The organism is Sporichthya brevicatena, assembly GCF_039525035.1.
Classification (GTDB): Bacteria; Actinomycetota; Actinomycetes; order Sporichthyales; family Sporichthyaceae; genus Sporichthya; species Sporichthya brevicatena.
This window is the reverse complement of sequence record NZ_BAAAHE010000026.1, coordinates 53975-74611: the sequence shown is the minus strand read 5'-3', so window position 1 is coordinate 74611 and position 20637 is coordinate 53975. Positions and strand designations below refer to the sequence as shown.

The 20637-nt window shown below is 71.5% G+C and carries 17 protein-coding genes and 1 pseudogene; 3 read left to right on the top strand and 15 right to left on the bottom strand.

Translation table 11 applies throughout. The features are described 5' to 3' along the window. The first annotated feature begins 54 nt into the window (after nt 1-54). Both ABD401_RS15965 and ABD401_RS15960 read left to right on the top strand, forming a co-directional pair. Complete coding sequence (locus tag ABD401_RS15965) at nt 55-510, top strand: cupin domain-containing protein (protein ID WP_344606469.1); 456 nt, start codon at nt 55-57, stop codon at nt 508-510. 121 nt (nt 511-631) lie between these two features. Then, nucleotides 632-1663 (top strand): annotated as a pseudogene (locus ABD401_RS15960) (DUF222 domain-containing protein); the annotation flags it as partial. Nucleotides 1664-2030: 367 nt separating this feature from the next. Here ABD401_RS15960 and coaBC read toward each other — a convergent pair. The 9 genes from coaBC to ABD401_RS15915 all read right to left on the bottom strand — a co-directional run bounded on the left by coaBC (nt 2031) and on the right by ABD401_RS15915 (nt 9239). Further along, a complete protein-coding gene (gene coaBC, locus ABD401_RS15955; RefSeq protein WP_344606467.1) occupies nt 2031-3269 on the bottom strand; it encodes a bifunctional phosphopantothenoylcysteine decarboxylase/phosphopantothenate--cysteine ligase CoaBC in 1239 nt (412 codons plus the stop codon). Nucleotides 3270-3283: 14 nt separating this feature from the next. After that, entirely contained in the window at nt 3284-3559 is a 276-nt protein-coding gene (gene rpoZ / locus ABD401_RS15950) for a DNA-directed RNA polymerase subunit omega (RefSeq protein WP_344606465.1), read from the bottom strand. Between the two features lie 54 nt (nt 3560-3613). After that, nucleotides 3614-4216, bottom strand: a complete 603-nt coding sequence (gmk, locus tag ABD401_RS15945; RefSeq protein WP_344606657.1) for a guanylate kinase — start codon at nt 4214-4216, stop codon at nt 3614-3616. Further along, nucleotides 4213-4530 (bottom strand): integration host factor, actinobacterial type, encoded by a 318-nt coding sequence (gene mihF, locus ABD401_RS15940; RefSeq protein ID WP_028984968.1) that lies wholly within the window; start codon nt 4528-4530, stop codon nt 4213-4215. Before mihF ends, gmk begins: the two co-directional genes overlap by 4 nt. A gap of 72 nt (nt 4531-4602) precedes the next feature. Further along, nucleotides 4603-5433, bottom strand: coding sequence for an orotidine-5'-phosphate decarboxylase (gene pyrF, locus ABD401_RS15935; protein WP_344606463.1), 831 nt, complete (start codon nt 5431-5433; stop codon nt 4603-4605). A gap of 72 nt (nt 5434-5505) precedes the next feature. Continuing rightward, on the bottom strand, nt 5506-6489 hold the full coding sequence (locus tag ABD401_RS15930; protein WP_344606461.1) for a sulfate/molybdate ABC transporter ATP-binding protein: 984 nt from the start codon (nt 6487-6489) through the stop codon (nt 5506-5508). Continuing rightward, entirely contained in the window at nt 6486-7292 is an 807-nt protein-coding gene (gene cysW, locus ABD401_RS15925) for a sulfate ABC transporter permease subunit CysW (protein WP_344606459.1), read from the bottom strand. The genes ABD401_RS15930 and cysW overlap by 4 nt, the downstream gene beginning before the upstream one ends. 4 nt (nt 7293-7296) lie before the next feature. Then, complete coding sequence (gene cysT / locus ABD401_RS15920; RefSeq protein ID WP_425566171.1) at nt 7297-8166, bottom strand: sulfate ABC transporter permease subunit CysT; 870 nt, start codon at nt 8164-8166, stop codon at nt 7297-7299. Continuing rightward, a complete protein-coding gene (locus tag ABD401_RS15915) occupies nt 8163-9239 on the bottom strand; it encodes a sulfate ABC transporter substrate-binding protein (protein WP_425566170.1) in 1077 nt (358 codons plus the stop codon). Before ABD401_RS15915 ends, cysT begins: the two co-directional genes overlap by 4 nt. Nucleotides 9240-9463: 224 nt before the next feature. On the opposite strand from ABD401_RS15915, the gene ABD401_RS15910 reads away from it, so the two are divergent. Next, the gene (locus ABD401_RS15910; RefSeq protein ID WP_344606457.1) at nt 9464-12181 is read left to right on the top strand and encodes a M16 family metallopeptidase; all 2718 of its coding nucleotides are present in this window, start codon (nt 9464-9466) and stop codon (nt 12179-12181) included. Here the strand turns inward: ABD401_RS15910 and ABD401_RS15905 are convergent. The 6 genes from ABD401_RS15905 to pyrR are packed head-to-tail and all read right to left on the bottom strand — an operon-like array spanning nt 12165 to nt 20503. After that, complete coding sequence (locus tag ABD401_RS15905) at nt 12165-13205, bottom strand: quinone-dependent dihydroorotate dehydrogenase (RefSeq protein WP_344606455.1); 1041 nt, start codon at nt 13203-13205, stop codon at nt 12165-12167. The genes ABD401_RS15910 and ABD401_RS15905 overlap by 17 nt on opposite strands. 13 nt (nt 13206-13218) lie before the next feature. After that, nucleotides 13219-16527 (bottom strand): carbamoyl-phosphate synthase large subunit, encoded by a 3309-nt coding sequence (gene carB, locus ABD401_RS15900; protein WP_344606453.1) that lies wholly within the window; start codon nt 16525-16527, stop codon nt 13219-13221. After that, entirely contained in the window at nt 16514-17647 is a 1134-nt protein-coding gene (gene carA, locus ABD401_RS15895) for a glutamine-hydrolyzing carbamoyl-phosphate synthase small subunit (RefSeq protein ID WP_344606451.1), read from the bottom strand. The genes carB and carA overlap by 14 nt, the downstream gene beginning before the upstream one ends. Then, on the bottom strand, nt 17644-18930 hold the full coding sequence (locus ABD401_RS15890) for a dihydroorotase (RefSeq protein ID WP_344606449.1): 1287 nt from the start codon (nt 18928-18930) through the stop codon (nt 17644-17646). Before ABD401_RS15890 ends, carA begins: the two co-directional genes overlap by 4 nt. Next, nucleotides 18927-19880, bottom strand: a complete 954-nt coding sequence (locus ABD401_RS15885; RefSeq protein WP_344606447.1) for an aspartate carbamoyltransferase catalytic subunit — start codon at nt 19878-19880, stop codon at nt 18927-18929. Before ABD401_RS15885 ends, ABD401_RS15890 begins: the two co-directional genes overlap by 4 nt. Continuing rightward, a complete protein-coding gene (gene pyrR, locus ABD401_RS15880) occupies nt 19877-20503 on the bottom strand; it encodes a bifunctional pyr operon transcriptional regulator/uracil phosphoribosyltransferase PyrR (protein ID WP_344606445.1) in 627 nt (208 codons plus the stop codon). The genes ABD401_RS15885 and pyrR overlap by 4 nt, the downstream gene beginning before the upstream one ends. Nucleotides 20504-20637: the final 134 nt, after the last annotated feature.

Sequence of the window (20637 nt, the reverse complement as noted above, 5' to 3'; positions counted from 1 at the left end):
CGCCCACGCCCCGTGGTGGGTAATTGGATCACCGACTCTGCGACGCTGCCCGACATGACCGGATTACGCCCGCCGCTGGCCGCGTTGCTCGACCTCGCCCCGCACCCGGAAGGCGGCTGGTACCGGGAGACCTGGCGCTCGCCGCTGGAACTGACCGGGCTGCCCGGGTACGCCGGGCCGCGGAGCGCCGGCACCGCGATCCACTACCTGCTCGGCCCCGGCGAGTCCTCGGCCTGGCACCAGGTCCGCTCCGCCGAGCTCTGGTTCTGGCACCGGGGCGGCCCGCTCGTCCTCACCCTCGGTGGGGACGGGGACGTTCCGACCGACCCCGTCGAGCACCTCCTCGGCGCGGACGTCGAGACCGGCCAACTCCCCGCGCTCCTCGTTCCGCCCGGGGTCTGGCAGTCCGCCCGACCGGCCGGCGACGCCGAGGTGCTCGTGTCGTGCGTCGTCGTCCCGGGTTTCGACTTCGCCGACTTCCGCCTCACGGAGTCGATCCGGTCGCGGTGACCACGCGCCGGGCTGTTTCCCTCGGTTCTGCGGGCTGAATCCCGACCTAGCGGCAGCGCCCACTTGTTCGCAGTGATTCATCGTCAGAACCCCGTAATTCTAGGGGTTTCTGGGGTCACCGGTGCTGGTGAGGACTGTCGGTGGCGGGTGCTGGGATACCGGTGTGGGAGAGGACCTGCTGGACTCGCTCGCCGCCGTCGAGGCGGCGCTGGCCGACCTGGCCAAGCGGGTCGAGGACGGGGTCTGGCAGCTGTCCGACACCGAGGCCGTCGAACTCACCCGGCGCCTGCACGCGGTCACCTCCAAGGCCCAAGGGCTCGGGGTGCGGACGATCCAGGAGCTCGACACCCGCGGCGTCGCCGCGACCATGGGCGCCCCGTCGCTGCGTGCGTTCGTCTCCGGCGCCCTGCGCCTCTCACCCCGAGAAGCCGGTCGGCTGACCCGCCTGGCGGGAACACTCGGCCAAGACTGCTCGGCGACCGCCACCGCGCTGGCCGACGGGACGGTGAACTTCGAACAAGCCGGCGTGATCGCCAAGGTCGTGCGCGGCCTGCCCTCGATCGCGACCGCCGAGCAGCGCACCTGGGCCGAGGAGTTCCTGCTCGAGCAGGCCAAGGTGTTCAACGCCGAGGACCTGGGCCTGCTCTCCAAGCGCATCGACGACGCCATCAACCCCGACGGCAACCTCCCCCGGGAGGAGGTCGCCGCCGAACGCCGCGCCGCCAACATCCGCAACCACCACGACGGCACCCAGACCCTGACCTGGCGCGACACCGACGAGGTCATCGCCGAACTCAAGGCCGCGATGACCGCCCTGGACGCACCCCGCCCCGGCGAGAACGGCGACCCCGACCCGCGCACCCCGCAGATCCGCCGGGCCGACGCCATGCGCGAGATCGTCCACCAGGCCATCAGCCACGGCGCCATGCCCACCGCCCACGGCGAACGCCCCCGGCTGATCATCACCGCCACCGCCGAGACCCTGCGCACCGGACTCGGCCGCACCAGCACCGGCGAGGACCTCTCCGGCGAAGCCGTCCGCCGGATCGGCTGCGACGCCGACGTCTACGCCCTGCTGATGACCGAGCACGGCGCCCCGCTCAAGCTCGGCCGTCGCCGCCGCACCATCTCCCCCGCCCAATGGATCGCGATCTGCGTCCGCGACACCGGCTGCGTCTTCCCCGGCTGCACCCGCCCGGTCACCTACTGCGAAGGCCACCACCTCAAGCACTGGGGCGATGTCGGCTTCACCGACGACGACAACCTCGCCCTGCTCTGCCGCCGGCACCACGACCTCATCCACCACGGCGCCTGGGAGATCTTCCTCGCCCCCGACCGCCGCCCCTGGCTCCGCCCGCCCGACTGGACGACCCGAACCGCACCCCCGTCCGCAACACCTACTGGGACGTCCTGCGGTGCTAGGGGCCGTGAGCGCACTCAGTGGCGTGGCTCTCCACGCGCACCTGGTCCGGGGCGACGGGGTCAGTACGGCCGGCGAATCGGCGACGCCATCGGCCGGTTCAACGCAGGCGGGCGAGGGCCTGATCCCAGATCGCGTCGGAGAGGACGGTCTTGGGGCCGCGGGCGACGGGGGTCTCGGTGCCGTCGGAGCCGAGGATCACGGCGGCGTTGTCCGGTGACCCGAACGCCTTGCTGCGGCCGTCGGCGTCGGCACCGACGTCGTTGACCACGAGCAGGTCGCAGCGCTTGCGGGCGAGCTTGGCGCGGCCGTGGTCGAGGACCGTGCCGTCGGCGTCGCCGGTCTCGGCGGCGAACCCGACGACGACCTGACCCGGGCGCGGCCGGTCGGCGCACAGTTCCGCGAGCACGTCGGGGTTACGGACGAGCGCGAGCGGCTCGGGTTCGGAGTCGCTCTTCTTGATCTTGGCCTCGACCCGCTGCGCCGGACGGAAGTCGGCGACCGCGGCGGCCATCACGACGACGTCGGCGTCGGACGCCGCCTCGAAGACCGCGGTGCGCAGTTCCTCCGCGGTGCCGACGCGCACGACCTTCGCCCCGGCGGGGTCGGGCAGTTCGACGTTCGCCGACACGAGGACGACCTCGGCCCCGCGGGCGAGGGCGGTCTCGGCGAGGGCGTAGCCCTGAAGCCCCGTCGAGCGGTTCCCGAGGAACCGAACGGGGTCGAGCGGTTCGCGCGTCCCGCCGGCGGAGATCACGACGCGACGGCCGGCGAGGTCGGGCACGGCCGGGCCGCGCTCGAGCAGTCGGAGCGCGGCGGCGTGGATCTGGGCCGGCTCGGGCAGCCGGCCGGGGCCGGTGTCCGCGCCGGTGAGCCGGCCGGAGGCCGGGTCGAGCACGATCGCCCCGCGCCGGCGCAGCGTCGCCACGTTCTCGACGGTGGCGGGGTGCTCCCACATCTCGGTGTGCATCGCGGGTGCGTAGAGCACCGGGCACCGGGCGGTGAGCAGCGTCCCGGTCAGCAGGTCGTCGGCCTGCCCGTGGGCGGCCTTCGCGAGCAGGTCCGCCGTCGCCGGCGCGACCACGACGAGATCGGCCTGCTGGCCGATGCGCACGTGCGGAACCTCGTGGACGTCGTCGAACACCGACGTCGAGACGGGCTGCCCGGACAGGGCGGCCCAGGTGGCGGCCCCGACGAACTTCAGGGCCGCCTCGGTCGGCACGACGCGCACCGACGCGCCCCCCTCGGTGAGGCGACGCAGCAGTTCGCAGGCCTTGTACGCGGCGATGCCGCCGCTGACCCCGAGGACGACCCGGGGACGACCCTGCGCGTCGGGCATGGCCGGCGGGTGCGTCAGACCGCGGTCGGGGCCGGCTCGAGCGGCTCGGAGGTCAGCAGGCCGGCGTTGATCTCGCGCAGCGCGATCGACAGCGGCTTCTCGTGGACGTGGGTCTCGACCAGCGGACCGACGTACTCGAGCAGACCCTCGCCGAGCTGCGAGTAGTAGGCGTTGATCTGCCGGGCCCGCTTGGCGGCGTACGACACCAGGCTGTACTTGGAGTCGGTGGCCTCGAGCAGCTCGTCGATCGGCGGGTTGGTGATGCCCTCGCCGGTGGCGGAAGCGGACACGTGGTGCCTTTCAGCAGGGGTCTGTGGCGATCATCGGACCCACAACGATGCAGGTCAGGGGGCGGGTCGTGGACTCGGCGCCCGGGTCAAGGCTACCAGTTCGGCGGCAACCTCCTCGACCGACGTGTTGACCAGCGACACGTCGAACTCGGACTCGGCCGCGAGTTCCTCGCGCGCACGGGCCAGGCGGGCGTCGATGACGTCCTGCGGCTCGGTGCCCCGGTGGGTGAGCCGGCGCACCAGTTCCTCCCAGCTCGGCGGCTTGAGGAAGACCAGCAGGGCCTCCGGCATCGCCTGGCGGACCTGACGCGCGCCCTCGAGCTCCAGCTCCAGGAGGACCGACCGGCCGGCGGCCAACTGATCCTCGACCGGCAGCCGCGGCGTGCCGTAGAGGTTGCCCGCGAACTCCGCCCACTCCAGCAGGTCGCCGGCGGCCGCCATCGCCTCGAACTCGGCGCGGCTGACGAAGTAGTACTCGACGCCGTGCCGCTCCCCCGGACGCGGGAAACGCGTCGTCGCGGAGACCGACAGCCACCACTCCGGGTTGTGTGTGCGCAGGTAGGCCAGGAGCGTGGACTTCCCCACACCCGAGGGCCCGGAGAGCACGATCAAGCGCGGCGCCGAAACCGACGCCCCGTCAGATGCGGACAACCTCAGCTCGAGCCGAAGTCGCGCTCGAGCGCCGCGATCTGGTTCGTCCCGAGGCCACGGACGCGGCGCGTCTCGGAGATGCCCAGGCGCTCCATGATCTGCTTCGCGCGCACCTTGCCGACACCCGGCATGGACTCGAGCAGGGCCGAGACCTTCATCTTGCCGATGATCTCGTTCTCCTGCCCCTCCTTGATCACCTGAGCGAGGGAGGCCCCGGAGTGCTTGAGCCGGTTCTTCACCTCAGCGCGCTCCCGCCGGGCAATGGCGGCCTTCTCAAGTGCTGCGGCGCGCTGCTCGGGAGTCAGCGGGGGAAGGGCCACGGCAGGGTCACCTCGACTTACTCGTTCGGACTCGACTTCGTGATGGCATCCGCCGTGCCACCAGCGGCGACGCTACCGCAAAACGGCTGCGTACAGGTCACCGGCCCGGGCGGCGGCATCCGCCAGCGCGGCCGGGTCCGGGCCTGCCCCGAGGATCTCCCGCGAGACGCTCGGCAGGACGTGCGGCGCGACGGGACCGAAGAGCCGGCGCAGGTCGTCCGCGCCGCCGCCCTGGGCGCCGAGGCCGGGCACGAGCAGCGGTCCGTTGATCGCCAGGTCCTCCGCGGTGTCACCGATCGTGGCGCCCACGACGACGCCGATCGAGCCCTGGGGGCTCTGGCCGGCGTTCACCGCCGCGACTGCGGAGAGCATGCTGCCGGCCACGGTGCGTCCCTCGGCGGTCCGCGCGTGCTGGACCTGCGGGCCCTCCGGGTTCGAGGTCAGGGCGAGCACGAAGACACCGCCCCCGTGGGCCGTCGCGGCGTCCAGGAAGGGCTGCAGCGAACCGAAGCCCAGGTAGGGCGAGACGGTCAGCGCGTCGGCGCACAGCGGGCTGGTGGGGTCAAGATAGGCCTGCGCGTAGGCGGCGGCGGTGGTCCCGATGTCGCCGCGCTTGACGTCGAGCAGGACCAGCAGCCCGGCCGCCCGGGCGTCCGCGACGGTGCGCTCCAGGGCGGCGACCCCGGCCGCCCCGAACCGCTCGAAGAACGCCGACTGCGGTTTCACCACGGCGACGCGACCGGCCAGTGCCTCGACGACGGTACGGCCGAACCGCTCCGCCCCCGCGGCGTCGTCCGGGAGCCCCCAGGACTCCAGGAGCGAGGCGTGGGGGTCGATGCCGACGCACAGCGGACCGTGCGCCGCGACCGCGTTCCAGAGCCGCTGGCCGAAGGGTTCCGTCATGCCCTCGACCCTACGCCTCGGCTGTGACAGGCAGATTGACAGCGATACCGGGGCTCACCGCGAGCCCGGCGATCACCGCGCCGCGATCGGGTCCACCGCTCCGGCGCCGGGCCGTCGCGGCGAGGACTCGGCGGTGATGTGCACCTCGTCCCCCGCCTCGATCCCGAGGTGCCACGCCTCGCCGCGGGTCAGCTGGGCGGTCACGAGCTCGTCGTCGTGGGTCCGCACCTCGACGCGCACCTCGAACCCGAGGTGCGTGACGCGGTTGACCTTGCCCGCGACGGACCCCGGCGCCGGCAGGCGGGACAGGACGAGGTCGTGCGGCCGGACGAGGCGGCCGCGCAGGGTCGCCACCGGCCCGAGGAAGCGCAGGACGAACTCGGTCTGCGGGTTCTCGTAGACCTCGCGGGGCGTGCCGACCTGCTCGATGCGGCCGGCGTTCATCACCACGATGTGCCCGGCGACGTCCATCGCCTCCTCCTGGTCGTGGGTGACCAGGACGGTGGTGACGTGCACCTCGTCGTGGAGGCGACGCAGCCACGCCCGCAGCTCCTCGCGCACCTTCGCGTCGAGGGCCCCGAACGGTTCGTCGAGCAGCAGCACCTTCGGGTCGACCGCCAGCGCCCGGGCGAGCGCCATGCGCTGGCGCTGGCCGCCGGAGAGCTGGTTCGGGTACCGGTCGTGGTAGCCGGCGAGGCCGACGATGCCGAGCAGTTCGTCGACCCGGGCGTCGATCTGCGCCTTCGGCTTCTTGCGGATCGTCAGACCGAACGCGACGTTGTCCCGCACCGTCATGTGCTTGAACGCCGCGTAGTGCTGGAAGACGAAGCCGATGTTGCGGCCCTGCGGGCGGACGTGGGTGACGTCCTGGCCGGAGATCACGACCGTCCCCGCGTCCGGCTCCTCGAGCCCGGCGATGACGCGCAGCAGCGACGTCTTGCCCGAGCCCGACGGGCCGAGCAGCGCCGTCAGCGACCCGTCCGGGATGACGAGGGAGACGTCGTCGAGAGCCTTGAAGTCCGAGTAGAACTTGGTGACGTTGGAGACGGTGATCACTGCTTCGCCCTCCGGCGGTTGACGAGGGTCATCAGGAGCAGGGTGAGCAGGGCCAGGGCCATCAGCACGGTCGCGGCCGAGTACGCCCCGAACGTGTTGCGGTCGTCGGTGTAGCGGGCGTGCACGAGCAGCGTCAGGGTCTGCGACTCCCCGGGGACACCACCCGCGACGACCGTCAGCGCGCCGAACTCCCCCAGCGAGCGCGCGACCGTGAGCACGACGCCGTAGACCAGACCCCAACGGATCGCCGGCAGCGTGATGCGCCAGAACGTCTGCCACCGCGAGGCACCGAGGGTCGCGGCGGCCTGCTCCTGCTCGTCGCCGATCTCGTGGAGGACGGGCTCGACCTCGCGCACGACGAACGGCAACGTCACGAAGATCGTCGCCAGGATCATGCCGGGCAGCGAGAAGATGATCCGGAAGCCGTTCTCGGCGAGTGCGCCGAACCAGCCGTTGACGCCCCACAGCAGGATCAACGAGACGCCGACGACCACCGGCGACACGGCGAACGGCAGGTCGACGATCGCTTGGACGACGCCGCGGCCGGGGAACTTCCCCCGGGCCAGGGCCAACGCCGTGATCACGCCGAACACGACGTTGATCGGGACGACAATCGCCACGATCAGCAGTGAGAGCTGGACCGCGGACTGGGCCGCGGGCGTCGTGACCGAGTCCCAGAACGGGCCGAAGCCGTTCTCGAACGTGCGCCAGAAGATCATGCCCAGCGGCACCGCGAGCAGGACCCCGAGGTAGCCCAGCGCGAGCAGACGCAGCGTCAGCTTCGTGGAGGTCTTGGTCTGCACGGCGTCAGTGCCTCCGCGCCGCGCGGGCGCCGACGACCCGCAGGACCAGCAGGACCAGGAACGAGATCGCGAGGAGCGCGACGGACACCGCCGCGGCGTTCACCGGGCGGTCGACCTCGATCTGCGTGGCGATGTACTGCGACGCGACCTCGGTGTCGCGCGGGATGCCGCCACCGATGAGCACCACCGAGCCGAACTCGCCGATCGCGCGGGCGAAGGCGAGACCCGCGCCCGAGAGCAGCGCGGGGGCCAGCGCCGGGAGGAGAACCCGGCGGAAGATGACGACGTTGCTCGCCCCCAGCGAGGCCGCGGCCTCCTCGGCCTCGGCGTCGAGCTCCATCAGGACCGGCTGCACCGTGCGCACCACGAACGGCAGCGTGACGAACAGCAGCGCGAGCACGACGGCCGGTTTGGTCGCGACCAGGTTGACGTTGATCGGGCTGCGCGGGCCGTAGAGGCTGAGCAGGACGATGCTCGCGACGATCGTCGGCAGCGCGAACGGCAGGTCGATGAGGGCGTTGACCACGCCCTTGCCGGGGAACTCGTCCCGGACGAGCACCCACGCGATCAGGGTGCCGACGACGACGTTGATCAGAGCGACCAGCACCGAGACGCCGAGGGTGAACGTCAGCGCCGACTTGGCCGACGGCGCGGTGACCGCGTCCCAGAACCCGTCCGGACCCTTCTCGAACGACTTCGTCGCGACGGCGGCGAGCGGCAGCAGGACGATGAGGGAGAGCCACAGCGTGGCGACGCCGAGCCCCACCGGACCGACGCCGCCGACCGGCGGCGAGAACGCGCGCCGCCAGGAACGCCGAGGCGCCGGCGCCGAGGAGGGCGCCGGCGTTCCCGGAGAGTCGACGGTCAGGCTCACGCGTTGATCTCGGTGTAGATCTTGGTGATCAGGCCGTTGTCGGCGTCGAAGAGTTCGGCGTTGATCTTGTCCCAGCCACCCTGCTCGTCGATCTTCCAGAGCTTCTCCGGGCTCGGGTACTTGTCCTGAAACTCGGAGAAGATGTTCGCCTTGACCGGGCGGAAGCCGGCCTGGCCCCACAGGCGCTGACCCTCGTCGGAGTAGAGGAAGTCGCGGAACGCCTCGGCGGCGGCCCGGTTCTTGGTCTTGTTGATGATCGCGAACGGGTTCTCGATCAGCAGCGTCGACGGCGGCGTGACGTACTCGACGTCCTCGCCGTCGTTCTCGAGCAGGATCGCCTCGTTCTCGTAGCTGATCAGCACGTCGCCGGTGCCGCCGGTGAACAGCTCGGAGGCCTCGCGGCCGGACTTCGGCTGACCCTTGAGGTTCTTGACGAGCCCCTTCACCAGGTCCAGGCCGGCCTGCTGGTCCGTGCCCCCGTTGCTCTTCCAGAGGTACGGCGCGAGCAGGTTCCACTTCGCGGAGCCGGACGAGAGCGGGTTCGGGCTCACGATCGTGATGTCGTCGCGGAGCAGGTCGTCCCAGTTCTTGATGTTCTTCGGGTTGCCCTTGCGGACCACGAGCGTGACGACGGAGCTGGCCGGGACGCCGTGGTACTCGTCCTCCTTCCAGTTCGCGTCGATCAGGCCGGCCTTGACCAGGCGGGTGATGTCGGGCTCGAGGGAGAACAGGACGATGTCGGTCGGCAGCCCCGACTCGACCTTGCGGGACTGGTCGCCGGAGGCGCCGTAGGACTGGGAGAAGAAGACACCGGAGCCGGCCTCGGTCGCGTTGAACGCGGGGATCACCTTGTCGAAGCCGACCTTCGGCACGGCGAAGGCGACCAGCGAGAGCGTGGCCTTGCTGCCCCCGCTCTGGGGTGCCGAGGACCCCTCGGTGCCGGCGGAGCCGCCGACGGTGTCGTCGGAGCCACCCCCGCACGCGGAGAGGAGGACGGCTCCCGCGGTGCCGGTGAAGAGGGCCGTGAACTGACGGCGGGACATGACGGAGCCACGCGGGCGGGCGGTAAACATGACATGAAGTATCGAGTTACTGGTCTTCAATGTCCAGCAACTCGCTAGAGATTGTCATCTCACTCGGGTTCCTGTCCAGACTCGGAGTGCAAAATGTCTGGACATGTCCAGCGCCGTCCGCCGGCGTGCCCGCTCCCGCGTCGGCGCGACCGGTCCGGACCTAGGGTGTGACCGCGAAAGGGCGCCGGCCGGCGCCGTGCCGGTCTGACGCCCTGGGGGGTTTGGTGGAGATCTCGATCCCGGTCGAGAAGTACGTCCTCGACAACGGTCTCGAAGTGATCCTCTCCCCCGAGCCGGCGGCGGCGACGGTGGCGACGAACCTCTGGTACCACGTCGGCGCGGTCGACGAACGCCCCGGCCGGACCGGGTTCGCCCACCTCTTCGAGCACATGATGTTCGAGGGTTCCGGACACGTGCCGGGCGAGCTGATCGACATCCTCACCGAGTCGGTCGGGGCGTACACGAACGCCTCGACGCACAACGACTACACGAACTACGTCATCCCGAACCTGCCGCCCGAGCAGCTCGAGCTCGCACTCTGGATCGAGAGCGACCGCATGGGCTACCTCCTCGACTGCCTGGACGCCCGCAACCTCGCCAACCAGATCGCCGTCGTCCGCAACGAACGGCGGCAGAACTGGGAGCAGGCTCCGTACGCCCTGACCTACCAGGCCGTCAACGAGATCCTCTTCCCGGCGCCCCACCCGTACCACGCGTCGATCATCGGCTCGCACACCGACATTGCCTCCACGCAGCTCGACGACGTCCGCGACTTCTTCCGGACCTACTACGTCCCCAACAACGCGACGCTGGCCATCACGGGCAACTTCGACCCGGCGCGCGCCCGCGAGCTGGTCGAGAAGTACTTCGCGACGATCCCGCGCGGCGCGGACGTCCCGCGCCAGGTGCACCGCGCCCCGGAGCTGACCGAGGAGCGCCGGCTCACCCTCACCGACGACGTCGTGCTGCCGAAGCTGACGCTCGCCTGGCCGTCCGCCCTTGCCTTCGCGGACGGTGACGCCGACGCCGACGTGCTCGCCCACGTCCTCGCCGGCGACGCGCACAGCCTGCTGCGGACGCGCCTGATCCGCGAGCTCAAGCTGGCGACGTCGGTCTACGCCTACCAGGACTCGCACGGGCAGGGGTCGGCGTTCCAGATCGAGGCGGTCGCCGCGTCCGGGCACACGACCGCCGAACTGCTGGCGGAGATCGACGACGTCCTCGCGCGGGTGCGCGCCGCGGACCTCGACCCCGACCGGGTCGAGGCGGCGCGGACGAACGCGCTGGTGTCGACGGTCCGCTCCGTCGAGGCGATCGGCGGGTTCGGCGACCGTGCCGACAAGCTCAACCTCTACAACCACTACACGGGCACGCCGGACTACCTGGCTCAGGACCTGGCGGCCTACCGGGCCGTGACGGCCGAGAGTCTGCGGGAGTTCGCGAACCGCTATCTGACGGACCGTCGGCTCGTGATCGAGACTCAGCCGGGCCCGCGGCACCTCCCGCCGGACCCGCCCGAGCCGACCGACCTCCCGGCGGAGTCCGAACCGGTCGTCTCGGCCGAACCCTGGCGCGACGCGGTGCCCGGCCCCGGACCGCAGGTGCCCACCACGCTCCCCCGCATCGGCGAGTTCACCCTGCCGAACGGGCTGCGGGTCCTCACCGTCCCGATGGGGCGGCTCCCCCTCGTGACGGCCTCGGTCGTCGCCCTGGGCGGCAGTGCGGCCGACCCGACCGACCGGGCCGGCGCCACCGAGTTGCTCGGGCGCGTCCTCCGCGAGGGCGACGTGAGCCGCACCTCCGACCGGACCGCCGCGGAGGTGTCCGCCCTCGGGGCCAGCTTGCGCTCGATCGCCGAGATGGACGCCCTCACCCTGAGCATCAACCTGCTCTCGGACAAGGCGTCGGAGGGCCTGCACCTGCTCGCCGACCTCGTCCAGCGCCCCGGCCTGCGCGAGGACGACGTCGCCCGGCTGCGCAAGCAGCAGCAGGACGAGATCCGCGGCGCCCGCGCGGACGTGGGCGAGGTGGCGCGGTCGGCCATCCTCCCGCTGATCTACGGGCCGGCGCACCCGTACGACCACCGGTCGGTCGGCAACCCCGACGGCGTGGGCCGGGTGACCGTCGAGGACCTGACGGAGCTTCACCGGCGGACCTTCACCCCGGCGACGTGCGCGCTGATCCTCACCGGCGACGTGGAGCAGGCGCGGGCGCACGAGCTCGCGCAGTCCGCGTTCGGCTCCTGGGCCGGGGACGGCGAGACGCCTCCGACGCCGGGGCCGGCACAGCGTTCCGGGCCGCGCCTCGCCTTCGTCGAGATGCCGGGCGCGACGCAGACCGCGCTCCGGCTCGGTCTGCCCGGACTCCCCCGCGGCGACGCGCGGTTCGACCGGCTGGCGGTCGGAAACCTCGTGCTCGGCGGTCTGTTCACGAGCCGGCTCAACGGCAACCTGCGTGAGGACAAGGGCTACACCTACGGCGCCTTCTCGTTCTTCACCGGCGGCCGCGGCCCGACCCCGTTCCTCATCGACACCGCGGTCGACGCCCGCCAGACCGGGCCGGCGATCCGGGAGATCTTCGTCGAGCTCGAGCGCATCTGCGCCGAGCCGGTCACCGACGAGGAGCTGACCAAGGCGCGGCAGTCGCTGGTCGCCTCGATCGCGCAGCTGTTCCCGACCACGTCCGCGGCCGCGCGCACGACGGCCGGGCTCTTCCAGTGCGGCCTGTCGACGGACTTCTACGACGGCCTGCCCGGCCGGGTCGCCGACCTGACGCCGGAATCCCTGCGGCAGCTCCTGGCCGACTTCCTCACCCTGGACGAGATGGTGCTGGTCGTGGTCGGGGACCGCGCGACGGTCACGCCGCAGCTCGACGAACTCGCGCTCGGCGAGTTCGTCGAGGTGGACGCGGACGGCCGGGCGCTCGTCAGCGAGCGCGCTTGACGATCCCGCGGATCAGCCCGGGGCCCCGGTAGACGAAGCCGGTGTAGAGCTGGACCAGCTTGGCCCCGGCGTCGAACATGCGGCTCGCGTCGTCGGGGTCGAGGATGCCGCCCACCCCGACGACCGGCAGCGACTCGCCGGCCTCCTTCACGACGAACGCCACCGTGCGGACCGACATCGCGTGGACCGGCCGACCCGACAGGCCGCCGGCCTCCTCGGCGAGGTGCCGGTCGGCGGGGGCGAGCCCGTCCCGGGAGATCGTGGTGTTCGTGGCGATGATCCCGGCGACGCCGCGGGCGGTGCAGACCTCGAGCACCTCGGCGATCGCGGAGTCGGTGAGATCCGGTGCGATCTTCACCAGCAGCGGCACCGGCCCGGCCGGGCCCGCGACCGACACGGTGTAGCCGCGCAGCGCGGCGAGCAGCTCGTCGAGCGCGCCCTTGTCCTGCAGCGAGCGCAGGCCGGGCGTGTTCGGCGAGGAGACGTTGACCGCGACGTAGTCCGCGTAGGGCAACAGCACCTTGAGCGAGTTCAGGTAGTCCTCGGTCGCGTCCTCGACCGGGGTCACCTTCGACTTGCCGAGGCTGATGCCGATCGGGATCGGCGCCGGGCCCAGCGCACCGAGACGGGCGGCCATCGCCTCCGCGCCCCGGTTGTTGAAGCCCATCCGGTTGACGATGCCCTCCGACGCGACCGCCCGGAACAGGCGCGGTTGCGGGTTGCCCGGCTGCGCGTGCCAGGTCACCGTGCCGACCTCGGCGAAGCCGAACCCGAGCGCGCCCCAGGCCGGAATCGCCACCGCGTCCTTGTCCATCCCGGCGGCCAGACCGACGGGGTTCGGGAAGCGGATGCCGAACACGGTCGTCGGCGCGGTCGGTCGCGGCACCCGGGCCAGCGCGGTCCGCCGCCGCGGCGTGCTCCCCGCCTCCTCGAGCAGACGGATGGTCCGGTGGTGCGCCGCCTCCGGATCCCCGCCGCCGGAGGCGAACAGGGCCTTGCGGGTCAGTGCGGTGTAGAGCTTCATGCGTGTGCGTCCCTCACCGGCGCGACTCCCACAACCGGTCGGCGTACTCCTGCAGCGGACAGACGCCGATGTCGCCGCGCAGCAGTGACTCGATCCCCTGCACCGCGGCCGCCAGACCCGGCACGGTCGTCACGCACAGCGTGTTCGAGCCGACGGCGGCGGTGCGGATGTCCCAGCCGTCGACACGCGACCCGACGCCGAAGGGCGTGTTCACGATGAGGGCGACCTCGCCGTTCGAAATGCGCGTCACGATCGTCGGCTCGCCCTCGGGCCACTGCGCGGTCGCCGGCCCCGGCCCGTGGTGGCCCTTGCGCACGACCGTCGCCGGGACGCCGTTGCGCCGCAGGACGTCCGCGGTGCCGGCGGTCGCGAGGATCTCGAAACCGAGGTCGTGGAGCCGCTTGACCGGGAAGATCATCGAGCGCTTGTCCCGGTTCGCGACCGAGACGAACGCCGCACCCTTGGTCGGGAGCGCGCCGTAGGCGCCGGCCTGCGACTTCGCGAAGGCCGTCCCGAACGTGGTGTCGATGCCCATGACCTCGCCGGTGGAACGCATCTCCGGGCCGAGAATCGTGTCGACGTGCGTGCCGTCGGCGGTGCGGAACCGGTTGAACGGCATCACCGCCTCCTTCACCGCGACGGGGGCGTCGTAGGGCAGGTCGGCGCAGTCGCCGGTCGGCGGGAGGATCCCCTCGGCGCGCAGTTCGGCGATCGTCGCCCCGAGCATGACGCGCGCCGCGGCCTTGGCGAGCGGCACGGCCGTCGCCTTCGACACGAACGGCACGGTGCGCGAGGCCCGCGGATTCGCCTCGAGGACGTAGAGCACGTCCGCGGCGATCGCGTACTGGACGTTGAGCAGACCCCGCACGCCGACCCCGCGGGCGATCGACTCGGTGGCCTCGCGGATCCGCTCGATGTCGGTGTTGCCGAGCGTGATCGGCGGGAGCACGCAGGCCGAGTCGCCGGAGTGGATGCCGGCCTCCTCGATGTGCTCCATGACGCCACCGAGGTAGAGCTCGTTGCCGTCGTAGAGCGCGTCGACGTCAATCTCGACCGCGTCGTCGAGGAAGCGGTCGACCAGGACCGGGCGGTCCGCAGAGATCTCGGTGGCGCGGGAGATGTAGTCGGCCAGCATCTCCTCGCTGTAGACGATCTCCATGCCGCGGCCGCCGAGCACGTAGGACGGCCGCACGAGGACCGGGTAGCCGACCTCGTCCGCGATCGCCTTGGACTCCTCGAAGGAGAAGGCGGTGCCGTGCTTCGGGGCGGTCAGGCCCTCCTGCGCGAGGACACGACCGAAGGCGCCGCGGTCCTCGGCGAGGTGGATCGCCTCCGGCGAGGTCCCGACGATCGGGACGCCCTCCTCCTTGAGCGCACGGGCCAGACCGAGCGGGGTCTGTCCGCCGAGCTGCACGACGACGCCGACGACCTCACCGGTCGCCTGCTCGGCGTGCACCACCTCGAGGACGTCCTCGAGCGTCAAGGGCTCGAAGTAGAGCCGGTCCGAGGTGTCGTAGTCGGTCGAGACCGTCTCGGGGTTGCAGTTGATCATCACGGTCTCGTAGCCCGCGTCGCGCAGCGCGAACGACGCGTGGACGCACGAGTAGTCGAACTCGATGCCCTGGCCGATGCGGTTCGGCCCGGAACCGAGGATGACCACCTTCGGCTTCGACCCCGGCCGCACCTCGGTCTCGGTGTCGTAGGACGAGTAGTGGTACGGCGTGTGGGCCTCGAACTCTCCGGCGCAGGTGTCGACGGTCTTGTAGACCGGCCGGATACCGAGCGCGTGGCGGACGCCGCGGACGACCGGTTCGGGGATGCGGCGGATCTCCGCGATCTGCCCGTCGGAGAAACCGTGCCGCTTCGCCCGGCGCAGCAGCTCGGGGTCGAGCTGCTCGGCCGCGGCCACGTCGGTCGCGACCTCGTGCAGCAGCAGGAGCTGGTCGAGGAACCACGGGTCGATCTTCGTGACCTCGAAGAGCTCCGCGGGCGTCGCGCCGGCGCGCATGGCCGCGACGACGTCACGCAGCCGCCCGTCGTACGGGACGGTGATCCGCGCCAGCAACTCGTCCTTGTCGCCGGGTTCGCCGGCCCAGGACAGCGTCGCGTCGCGCTTCTCCAGCGACCGCAGCGCCTTCTGCAGCGCCTCGGTGAAGTTGCGCCCGATCGCCATCGCCTCGCCGACGCTCTTCATGTGCGTCGTCAGCCGCGCGTCGGCCTGCGGGAACTTCTCGAACGCGAAGCGCGGCACCTTGACCACGACGTAGTCGAGCGTGGGTTCGAAGCTCGCCGGCGTGACCTGGGTGATGTCGTTGCGGATCTCGTCGAGCGTGTAGCCGATCGCGAGACGGGCGGCGATCTTCGCGATCGGGAAGCCCGTCGCCTTCGACGCCAGCGCCGACGAGCGCGAGACGCGCGGATTCATCTCGATGACGATCAGGCGACCGTCGTTCGGGTTCACCGCGAACTGGATGTTGCAGCCGCCGGTGTCGACGCCCACCGCGCGGATGACGGCGATCGCGACGTCCCGCATCCGCTGGTACTCACGGTCCGTCAGGGTCAACGCGGGAGCCACGGTGATCGAGTCACCGGTGTGGACGCCCATCGGGTCGAGGTTCTCGATCGAGCAGATGACCACGACGTTGTCGTTGCGGTCGCGCATCAGCTCGAGCTCGTACTCCTTCCAGCCGAGGATCGACTCCTCGAGGAGGACCTCGGTGGTCGGCGAGGCCTGCAGACCCGAGCCGGCGATGCGGTACAGGTCGGCCTCGTCGTACGCCATGCCGGAGCCGGCGCCGCCCATGGTGAAGCTCGGCCGCACCACGACCGGGTAGCCGAGGTCCTCGACGGCCTTGAGGCAGTCGTCCATCGAGTGACAGATCGCGGACCGCGCGGACTCCGCGCCGATGTCGTCGACGATCTGCTTGAACTTCTCCCGGTTCTCGCCGGCCTCGATCGCGTCGACGTTCGCGCCGATCAGCTCGACGCCGAACTCCTCCAGCGTCCCGTCCGCGTGCAGCGCCATCGCAGCGTTGAGCGCGGTCTGGCCGCCGAGCGTCGCGAGCAGCGCCTGCGGACGCTCCCGCTCGATCACCTTCCGGACCATCTCCGGCGTGATCGGCTCGACGTAGGTCGCGTCGGCGATCCCGGGGTCGGTCATGATCGTCGCCGGGTTCGAGTTGATCAGCGCGACGCGCAGACCCTCGGCCTTGAGCACCCGGCAGGCCTGGGTCCCCGAGTAGTCGAACTCGGCCGCCTGGCCGATGACGATCGGTCCCGAGCCGATGACGAGGACCGACTGAATGTCCTCACGACGTGGCATGAACGCTCCTGGTGCTCATCAGCTCGGTGAACCGGTCGAACAGGTAGCCGGCGTCGTGCGGGCCGGCCGCCGCCTCCGGGTGGTACTGGACGGAGAAGGCCGGCGTGTCCAGGCAGCGCACGCCCTCGACGACGTCGTCGTTGAGGCAGACGTGGCTCACCTCGGCGCGGCCGTAGGGGGTGTCGGCGATCCCGTCGCGCGGCGCGTCCACGGCGAAGCCGTGGTTGTGCGCGGTGATCTCGACCTTGCCGGTGGTGCGGTCCATCACCGGCTGGTTGATGCCGCGGTGGCCGAAGCGCAGCTTGTACGTGCCGAATCCGAGGGCCCGGCCGAGGATCTGGTTGCCGAAGCAGATGCCGAACAGCGGCACCCGCTCGACGAGCACGCCCTGCGCGATCTCGACGGCGTAGTCGGCGACCCCGGGGTCGCCCGGGCCGTTCGAGAGGAAGACGCCGTCGGGGTCGCGGGCGAGCACCTCGGCCGCGGTGCTGGTGGCGGGGACCACGTGCACCTCGATGCCGCGCTGCGCCATGCGGTGCGGCGTCATCGACTTGATGCCGAGGTCGACGGCGACGACCGTGAACTTCTTCTCGCCGATGGCCGGGACCACGTAGGGCTCCGGGGTCGAGACCTCCTTCGCCAGGTCGGCGCCGAGCATGCTCGGGCTGGCCAGGACGCGGGCGCGCAGCGCCTCCGGGTCGGTCTCGACGCTGGAGACGCCGACGCGCATGGCGCCGGAGTCGCGCAGGTGCCGGGTCAGCGCACGGGTGTCGATGCCCGAGATGCCGACGACGCCGTCCTCGTCGAGCTGGTCCTCCAGCGGCTTGCGGGAGCGCCAGTTGCTCGGGATCCGGGCGGGGTCGCGGACGACGTAGCCGGCGACCCAGATCTTCCGGGACTCCGGGTCCTCGTCGTTCACCCCGGTGTTTCCGATGTGCGGGGCCGTCATGACGACGACCTGCTTGTGGTAGCTCGGGTCGGTCAGGGTCTCCTGATACCCCGTCATGCCGGTGGAGAACACGGCCTCGCCGAAGGTCTCCCCGACGTGGCCGTAGGCCTCACCGCGGAAGGTGCGGCCGTCCTCCAGGACGAGCAGCGCGGGACCGCGCCGGCGGCTCACGCCAGCTTCCCGTCGAGCACGGTGGCGTTGCCACGCAGGAACGTCGCGTACACGGATCCGGGCAGGGTCATCCTCCGGTAGGGCGTGTTGGAACTCTTGGATGCGAGGGCGTGCGGGTCGACCGTCCAGGTGGTGCTCGGGTCGACGAGGGTGACGTTCGCCGGGGCACCGACCTCCAGGCCGCGGCCGTGGCCGTCGACCCGGCCGATGCGGGCCGGACGGGTGGACATGCGGTCCGCGACGTCGGCCCAGGACATCAGGCCGGTGTCGACCATGACCTGCTGCACGACCGACAGCGCGGTCTGCAGACCGAGCATGCCCATCGCGGCGGCGGCCCACTCACAGTCCTTGGCCTCGTCCGGGTGCGGGGCGTGGTCGGTCGCGACGGCGTCGATGGTGCCGTCGGCCAGACCGGCGCGCAGCGCCTCCACGTCGGCGGCGGTGCGCAGCGGCGGGTTCACCTTGTAGATCGGGTCGTAGCTGCTGACCAGGTCGTCGGTCAGGAGCAGGTGATGCGGCGTCACCTCGGCGGTGACGTCCCAGCCCTTGCTCTTCGCCCAGCGGATCAGCTCGACCGAGCCGGCCGTCGAGACATGGCAGACGTGCAACCGCGAGCCGACGTGCGCGGCCAGCAGGCAGTCGCGGGCGATGATCGCCTCCTCGGCCACCGCGGGCCAACCGCCGAGGCCGAGCATCGCGGACATCTCGCCCTCGTTCATCTGCGCACCCTCGGTGAGCCGGGGCTCCTGCGCGTGCTGGGCGATGACGCCGTCGAAGGCCTTCACGTACTCCAGCGCCCGGCGCATCAGGACCGCGTCGGAGACGCAGTGACCGTCGTCGGAGAAAACCCGCACGCCGGCGGGGCAGTCGGCCATCGCGCCGAGTTCCGCGAGCTGCTCCCCCGCGATCCCGACGGTGACGGCGCCGACCGGGCGCACGTCCGCATGGCCGTACTGCTGGCCGAGCCGCCAGACCTGCTCGACGACGCCGGCGGTGTCGGCGACCGGCGAGGTGTTCGCCATCGCGTGCACCGCGGTGAAGCCCCCGAGCGCCGCGGCCTGGGTGCCGGTCTCGACGGTCTCGGCGTCCTCGCGGCCGGGCTCGCGCAGGTGCGTGTGCAGGTCGACCAGACCCGGCAGGGCGATCAGCCCGTCGGCGTCGACCGTGTGGGCGCCGGCGACGGAGCCGACCACTCCCACGTCGGCGATTCGCCCGTCGGAGAGCAGCAGGTCGACCGGGTCGCCGCCGAGGGGCCGAACCCCCCGCAGCAGGAACGAACTCACGCCGACTCTCCTTCGATCGAACCGATTGCTGACTCGCTACCCGAGAGCAGCAGGTAGAGCACCGCCATCCGGACGCTGACGCCGTTGGTCACCTGCTCGACGATCGTCGAGCGCGGGGAGTCGGCGACCTCGGCGGTGATCTCCATGCCGCGGTTCATCGGGCCGGGGTGCATGACGATGGCGTGCTCGGGCATCGCCGCGAAGCGGCGGCCGTCGAGGCCGTAGCGGCGGCTGTACTCGCGCGCGCTCGGGAAGAACGCCGCATTCATCCGCTCGTGCTGGACGCGCAGCATCATCACCACGTCGCTCTTCGCCACCTCGGCGTCGAGGTCGTAGGAGACCGCGCACGGCCAGGTCTGCACCCCGACCGGCAGCAGCGTCGGCGGGGCGACCAGCGTCACCTGCGCGCCCAGGGTGTGCAGCAGCCGCACGTTCGAGCGGGCCACACGGCTGTGCAGGATGTCGCCGACGATTGTGACCCGGCGGCCGTCGAAGGAACCGAGCCGGCGGCGCATCGTGAACGCGTCGAGCAGCGCCTGCGTGGGGTGCTCGTGCGTGCCGTCACCGGCATTGACGACCGACCCGCGGATCCAGCCCGAGGTCGCGAGCCGGTGGGGCGCGCCCGAGGCCGAGTGGCGGACGACGACCGCGTCGGTGCCCATGGCTTCGAGCGTCAGCGCGGTGTCCTTCAGGCTCTCGCCCTTGGAGACCGAGGACCCCTTCGCGGAGAAGTTGATGACGTCCGCCGAGAGGCGCTTGGCCGCGGCCTCGAACGAGGTCCGGGTGCGCGTGGAGTCCTCGTAGAAGAGGTTGACCACGGTGCGACCGCGCAGCGTCGGCAGCTTCTTGATGGGGCGGTCGGCGAGCCGGGCGAGCTCCTCCGCGGTGTCGAGGATGAGCAGCGCCTCGTCGCGGGACAGGTCCGCCGCCGAGAGCAGGTGACGCTTCATGCGCGGTCCCCCTTCTTCGCACTCGCCGGCTTCGGTTCCTTCGAACCCAGCAGCACGACGTCGAGCCCGTCGAGCTCGGCGAGACGGACCGCGACGGTCTCGGACAGCGAGGTCGGCAGGTTCTTGCCGACGAAGTCGGCGCGGATCGGCAGCTCGCGGTGACCGCGGTCGACGAGGACCGCGAGCTGTACCGCGCGGGGCCGGCCGAGGTCCTTGATGGCGTCGAGGGCGGAGCTGATCGTGCGACCGGACATCAGGACGTCGTCGACCAGGACCACGACCCGGTCCCCGATGTCGCCCGGGATGTCGGTGCGGCCCAGACCCCGGGCGGGGCGCAGCGCGAGGTCGTCCCGGTACATCGTGACGTCGAGCGAGCCGGCGGGCGGCGTGACGCCCTCGACCTCACCGATGCGCGCGGCGAGCCGCTGCGCGAGGTGGACGCCGCGCGTCGGGATGCCGAGCAGGACCAGGTCCCGCGCACCCTTGTTGCGCTCGACGATCTCGTGCGCGATGCGCGTCAGCGCGCGGCGGACGTCGGAGGCCTCCAGCACGGGGCGACCGGGCGCGGTGGATTCGCCGGGGAGACTTGCGGGGACATCTGACGAGTTTTCGGACGTGTTCATACGCCGATCTCGGACCTCCTTACCCGCCTCTCGGGACGGGTGTTAAAGGACGCCTGGACGCTGCCGACATTAGCAGTGAGACCGACGTGCGCCGTGGGCGGCCACGCGCTCTCGAGCAAGCCCACGATCGGGTG